The sequence below is a fragment of the Streptomyces niveus genome, assembly GCF_001723055.1.
In the GTDB taxonomy this organism is placed as follows: Bacteria; Actinomycetota; Actinomycetes; order Streptomycetales; family Streptomycetaceae; genus Streptomyces; species Streptomyces niveus.
The window spans coordinates 1-5,723 of sequence record NZ_MDCR01000472.1 but is presented as its reverse complement, the minus strand read 5'-3'; the positions used below and the strand labels follow the sequence as shown (position 1 = coordinate 5,723).

The following is a 5,723-nucleotide window of genomic DNA, read 5'->3' as shown; positions in this document are numbered from 1 at the left end:
GGGGTACGGGTGGGGAGGGTCACCGGCCGCTCCGCGTGTCCGCGATGTGCACGAGCTGATTGAGGGCGGTGGTGGTGTACCAGCCGCAGTCGATCAGCGCGTTGTGTCCGGCGTGCTTCGGCAGGAGGTGGTCCTCCATGGCGCGCAGGTGGATCAGGCAGTCGGGGCAGCGGCGCGAGAGATGCACCAGGTAGCGGGGGTGCGCGGTGACGTACGTTTGTGTGCCTCCGGTGGCGTCGCGCAGCCGCCATCCGTCCTCGTCGGTCGGGGTGTGCCAGGACGGCGCGACCACACGCATCGCATCCCCCCACAACTCCCCTGCGGCGACACCTTTGATGACGACGACCTGGTCCCCGGGCTGGAAGTGCTGGTGGGTGATGTCACGGGCCGGGGTGAGCGGGTCGTGGGTCGGCGCGAACGCCGGGGGTGTCGGTGGCGGTGNNATCGCCGGTTTGGCTAACCGGCGATTCCCGGCTATGTTCCTGCCGCTGTCAGTGGAACGGGTTCTCCGTCCCCCGGTCCGACTCACCGGCCGCTTCCAGGAGTTCGAGCAGGTCAGCACCTTCCGCGTCCCGCTGGTCGATCCACCGTCCGGCCCGGGTGACGGTGCGGGCCTTCTCCTCCAGCTCCGCCCAGTCCCCCTCCTCCCAGCCGCCCTCGACGACCAGCGCGGTGTGCGCCGCTGTCACCAGTTGGTGACGCGAGCGCTCACCCCAGCCGAGGGCCTTCTCCGGGCCTTCCAACGGCGGCATGTCGAACCTCTCCGCCCACTCGGCGGCGACCCGCTGTTCCTCTGCGCGCTTGGTCGCGAGCCACTGCTGCGTGGACTCGGGGGCTGTGTCGCGGGCGGCTTTCCAGCAGCCGGTGCAGTCCCGGGTGGCGAGCCAGCGGGCGAAGCCCGCCCGCCGGTCGGCGGGACGGTCGGACAGGTTGTGGACGACCGCATGTCCACAGGGATGCTCAACGGTCCATTCGGTACGGACTTGCGGCCTGGTTCTCCTGCCCGAACACGGTCCGGACGGCGAGAACGGCTGCCGTTGTGACCTCGACCTGCTCGGCGCTGGGGCAGAAGCGGACATATGTCGCCGGTGGCACTATTGAGTGCCACCGAAATTCCAACAATGTGTCTGCTCCAGCCGCCTAGTGTCCTGGCCATGGACTCTGAACGGCTCAAGCTCTCTTCGCGCAAATGGATGATCGCGGCCTTCACCGCGCTCGCCGAAGGCCCGTCGTCTCATGACCTGGCGGTCCACCACGCGGGGATCGCTGCCGAGCATCTCCTCAAGTCATACCTGGCCAGTCTCCACCCGGCTCTCGTAGTGGAGGGCAAGGATTTCAACTCCTTGCTGCACGCGACGGGTCACGGGTCACACGCTTCGGTTCCCGCGGAGCAGGTCAAGACCATCGGCTTGGCCGAAGCCCATGCCCGAGCGCAGAAGATCTTGCGGAAGAAAATGCCGGTCGATCAGCGGGCGCTTGGACCGCTAGCCAACGCTCGTAACGGCGTCGCACACAGTGGCATGTACGACCGGTCAGAGGTCAATGCCGTCTTCACCACGTGTCTTCGGCTGATCGACCCCTTGCTCGTCGAGCTCAAGATCAACACTTCCTACTGGGGCCTTTACGAGTCCCTGCACGACCGGCTTCTCGAAGAGAACGTGGAAGCTGTCCGTGTCCGGCTGGAGAGCAAACTTGCTCGGGCCAAAGACGTCTTCTCGGAGCGTTACGGCCACTTGCCCCAGAAGGAACGCGAGCTCGTCCTCGGCACGATTGCGCGAGTCTTCCCTCCCGGCCACATCGAACACGACGAGCCCGCCACCTGCCCGGCATGCGACTCGCAGGGCTGGCTTAGTGGTGAGACGCACGTGGACGAGGATGAGTGGGCGGTCATGTTCACCCCTTTCGTCTTCACCTGCCCGGCCTGCGACCTGTTTGTCGAGCACGAGGAACTTGAAGAGCTGGAGGGGCTTGCGGAGGAGGTCAAGCTGGATGAGCCACCAACCGACTTCTACGCGGACTGGGAGCCAAGTGAAGTCCGTGGATCTTCATGGGATGGAGGACCATTCCACAACTTCTGATAGCCGGACTTACCAACAATTGCCACGTGGTTGTTCCTGCTTTCTGTCTTCTGGGTCGTTTCAGCGTGTCCTGCGGATGGCGTCTGTGGCCGCCGTGGCGATGGCGGCGGGAGCGCTGGAGGGCTGGGGCAGGTGCAGCAAGGTGGTCCCCGGCAAGTGGCGGGACTTCGCGGTGAGGGTGAGCTGGAGTACGGCGCAGCCAGCGGTCGTGAGGTGCTTGACGCGGGTGACGGCGTGAGCGGTTTCGTCGCTGCCGTACCGGGCGTCGGTGACGATGACGAGGAGGCGGCCGGCGCCGGGGCGGCTGAGTTCGAGGCCGTGGTCGAGTGCGTCGATGGCGTCGCCGAGGTTGTGGTGGCCGCCAGTGGCGTCGAACGTCGTCACGCGCTCTGGTGCCCGGTGGGTGGGTCGGGTCAAGGCGGTCAGGTGCATGTCGTAGGCGATGGTGGCGGTGAGGGAGTCGGGGTCGGTCAGGGCTGCTGCGCGTGCCACGATCCAGGCAGCGGACGCGACGGGCGCGCAAGCGGCACGCATGGAGCCGGAGACGTCGACGGCGATACCCACACGCAGCGGTGGGGTGGGGGAGTTCCGGCGGCGCATGTGGGTGAACGGTTCCGCGGTGGGGACCGACCCGGCCGCGCGCTGGGCGTCGCGGGCGAGGGCCGCGCGCATGTTGAGGCGGCCGGGCGGGGTGGGGCTGGCGGCCTTCTCCTCGGTCCGCTCGCGGTAGGCGGCGGCACGCAGGGCGCGGCTCAGGCGCGCGGCGGCGCTTTGCTCGGCGGCGGTGGGCCTGCGTGTGCCGGTGACCGGGTTGCCGTGGGGCGCCGGTGTGCCGTCGGGGGTGACGGTGGTGCTACGGGCGTTGAAGACCGACCTCGCGGTGGCGGCGGCTTTGCGTCGCCGACTGGCCTGCTGGGCGCGGTCGTTGGCCTGTGCCCTTGACTGGGTGGCTAGGGCATTGGTCGCTGCGGCCTGTGCCGCGAGGTCGGCGGCGTCGGTGGCTGCCGTGCTGTCCATGACGACCCCCACGGCGCCGGACAGCAGATCGGTGAGGTTCTCCGGCACGGGCAGGGCGGGGGCCGCAGTGTCCAGAGCGTCGCACCATTCCTTCGCGTGCGCGAGCATGGTCGTGGCGTCGTGGTCGGCGCACTGGTGGGCTGCTGTCCAGATGCGGGTCAGGGTGGCCAGCAGGTTTGCGCCCAGCACCTTTTCGCACAGATCGGCGACGGCCCGGGTCTCGCCGGCGTCCAGGATGCCGACGTCACGGCGGCCGAGGACCAGGGCCGCCACGGCGGCGGCGTGTTCGATGCCCTGGAGGGTGGGGTGGGCGATGTCGGGCATGACGAGGGTTCGGGCACTGGTGCGCAGGTAGGTGCGGTCCGTGGGCCGTGTGATCAGGTGTGCGCCTTCGACGCGGCTCTCCTCCAGCAGGAGCGCGGCCTCGACGACACGGGGGTCCGCTCCGGCAGGCTGCGTCCAGACGGAGTGGGCCGCGTGCGCGGCCTCGTGGACGAACACTCCCCAGGCGGCGGGATACCGCTCCTCGTCGCCCACGATTCGCGGATGGATCTCGTGGGGCTTCAGCGGGGCGAACAAACGGGCGTCGAACTCGACCTCGCTCAGAGTGGGGAAGAACGCGGCCGGTGCGCCGCTGCGCGTGCCGGGGCGGCAGGTGACGAGGAGGTCCTGGCGGCCGGAGAGGGCGACCAGCCGGTCGCCGAGTTCGGCTCCCACGCGCAGCCACAAGTGCGGGGAGGAACGGGGTTGCGCGGGCGGGGCGCCGTCGTCGTCCCAGCGCGCGAGGCCGGCGTCGTCGTCCGGCGTGGACGGGATGTGGTGGTGGGCGCTCATCGCGAGCGGCCCCGGTGTGCGGGGCCGGTGGTGCCCGGGGGCTGCCGGGCTGAGGCGGGGAGCTGCTTGCCGAGGGTGAGGGGCGCGATCTTCCTTACGCCGACCGTCTTGATGACGGCGGCGGCGACGGTGTCGCGATCCTCCAGCGGGGCGATGCCGACGAGGTTCGCGAGCGCGGCGTTGGTGCCGAGGACGGCCTCGGTCTTCTGGTAGCTGAGCAGTTCCCGCAATTGGGGGGCCCAGCCCAGCTCGCCGAGGTCGACTTGGTGGGCGAGGTGCCGGGCGACCCTCACCACCCGGGCATCGATCCTCAGCGCCAGGGCGAGGTCGTAGTCCGTGCCGATCTGGATCTGCACGCTGAACCGGCTCGCGAGCGCCTGCGTCAACACCGCCCCGTGGACGCCGGGATTGTGGCCCGCCACTACGTAGAAGCCCGGTTCGGCCTTGATGGTCTCGCCCTTGTGGGCCTTGACCTGGATCTGCCTGCGCCCGTCCATTGCGGGATACAGCGCCGCCAGGACCTTCGGTGAGATCAAGGTGGCATCGTCGATCAGCAGGGCGCGGCCCTCGGTCATCGCGGTGACCAGCGGACCGTACTGGAAGACGTAGCCGCCGGCGTCGTCCTGTGTGTACTCGCCGACAAGGTCCCCGACGGTGGTGTCGCCGTCACCGGCGACGGTGAGCAGGTCCTCGAACGCCGCCTCGACCAGACTCGTCTTGCCGGTGCCCGGAGGGCCGTAGAGCAGCACCGGCACGCCGGCGTCGCGCAAGCGGTTCAGCGCCTCGACGTCGGGCAGATCGGCCAGCTCCCGGGGATGGTAGACCTGGCCCCCCGCGCGGCGGATCGGGCCGGTCTGCCTGGGCGTGGCTGCTGCGGGAATGGTCGTGCGAGCCGTGGCCGCCTGGGCGCGGGGAGAGTGGGTGCCCGGTGGGCTGATCACAGCGGTCTGCGCTGCTGCGGCGGTTTTCGCGTTCGCGCGGAACTCCGGTTGTCCCATTCCGCCTTGGTCGGCCTCGCCGCGTCGCACCAGGGTGAGGGCGGCGTTGCGGACGGCGCCGTGGGAGTGGCCCAGCTGCCTGGCCATGTCCCCGATGGTGAGCGCGTCCGCCGGCCGGTCGGCCAGCAGTCGGGCCACCTTGGCCCGCAGTTCGCCGCCCTTGGTGCGCGCCGGACTGGTAGGCGTTACGGGTGTGGTCAAAACGAAGCCCCTTCAACAGGTGCGGGTGCGGGCGGGGTTGGCGATGCGCTGGAGAGGTGGGCCGCTCTCGGAGCGGATCACGGACTGTGCCGGCATCGGCGACCGGTCCAACCGGGGCGTACCGTCGGCGCTCACCGGCCGACCGAGGGCTCGGTCCAGGTGCACGGGATGGCCGGCGACGAGCAGCTCGCCGGCTGCCGAGCAGGCCCGTGCGCCTGCTCCGTACCGGGTTCCGTCGCTCGGCAGGCGCAGACTGGCGTCTCTTCGAAGCCGGCCTGGAGCAGGATCCGCCGGGCGGCGGCGTTGTAGCCGGTGGTGGTGATCTCGCCGGTGATGGTGTGCCGGAGCGTCATGAACGGCTCTGCTGGTGCTTCGGGCAAGGCGGATCTCCTATCGGTGGTGGAGGGAAAGCGGTGGGGTGCTGGGCGAAGGCGAGCCGGGCCTCACCGCCCCGCAGCTACCTGACTCGCCTTTCCTCACGTTCCGATAGCCGGGTGTACCAACAACGGCCATAGATGGATCTCCTTGATGATGTCGGGAAGTTGGGGGTGGCTGCTCAGGCGTGCTGGCGGCGGTGCCGGCCGCACGCCTGAGC

General features: G+C 69.6%; 5 protein-coding genes and 1 pseudogene. 1 reads left to right on the top strand and 5 read right to left on the bottom strand.

Features of this window, described 5'->3' with window-relative positions; all coding sequences use genetic code 11:
• Nucleotides 1–19: 19 nt before the first annotated feature.
• A pseudogene (locus BHU15_RS41870) lies at nucleotides 20–441 on the bottom strand (hypothetical protein); the annotation flags it as partial.
• A gap of 50 nt (nucleotides 442–491) precedes the next feature.
• Complete coding sequence (locus BHU15_RS36440) at nucleotides 492–929, bottom strand: hypothetical protein (protein ID WP_069631007.1); 438 nt, start codon at nucleotides 927–929, stop codon at nucleotides 492–494.
• A 225-nt stretch (nucleotides 930–1,154) separates the two neighbouring features.
• Here BHU15_RS36440 and BHU15_RS36435 point away from each other — a divergent pair, with 225 nt between their 5' ends.
• Complete coding sequence (locus BHU15_RS36435; RefSeq protein ID WP_069631006.1) at nucleotides 1,155–2,078, top strand: hypothetical protein; 924 nt, start codon at nucleotides 1,155–1,157, stop codon at nucleotides 2,076–2,078.
• Nucleotides 2,079–2,138: 60 nt separating this feature from the next.
• On the opposite strand, the gene BHU15_RS36430 is transcribed toward BHU15_RS36435, so the two are convergent.
• The 3 genes from BHU15_RS36430 to BHU15_RS36420 all read right to left on the bottom strand — a co-directional run bounded on the left by BHU15_RS36430 (nucleotide 2,139) and on the right by BHU15_RS36420 (nucleotide 5,481).
• Nucleotides 2,139–3,929: a hypothetical protein gene (locus BHU15_RS36430; protein WP_069631004.1), complete on the bottom strand. Its 1,791-nt coding sequence runs from the start codon at nucleotides 3,927–3,929 to the stop codon at nucleotides 2,139–2,141.
• Nucleotides 3,926–5,065 carry an AAA family ATPase gene (locus BHU15_RS36425; protein ID WP_069631005.1) on the bottom strand — a complete coding sequence of 380 codons (1,140 nt, stop codon included), beginning with the start codon at nucleotides 5,063–5,065 and terminating at the stop codon, nucleotides 3,926–3,928. Before BHU15_RS36425 ends, BHU15_RS36430 begins: the two co-directional genes overlap by 4 nt.
• 194 nt (nucleotides 5,066–5,259) lie before the next feature.
• On the bottom strand, nucleotides 5,260–5,481 hold the full coding sequence (locus BHU15_RS36420) for a hypothetical protein (RefSeq protein WP_069631003.1): 222 nt from the start codon (nucleotides 5,479–5,481) through the stop codon (nucleotides 5,260–5,262).
• Between the last annotated feature and the right edge of the window lie 242 nt (nucleotides 5,482–5,723).

What these genes read in the sequence shown, in the direction of transcription:
- BHU15_RS36435 (WP_069631006.1), top strand. Translation starts at nt 1,155, where the DNA reads ATGGACTCTGAACGGCTCAAGCTCTCTTCGCGCAAATGGATGATCGCG.
- BHU15_RS36430 (WP_069631004.1), bottom strand. Translation starts at nt 3,929, where the DNA reads ATGAGCGCCCACCACCACATCCCGTCCACGCCGGACGACGACGCCGGC.
- BHU15_RS36420 (WP_069631003.1), bottom strand. Translation starts at nt 5,481, where the DNA reads ATGACGCTCCGGCACACCATCACCGGCGAGATCACCACCACCGGCTAC.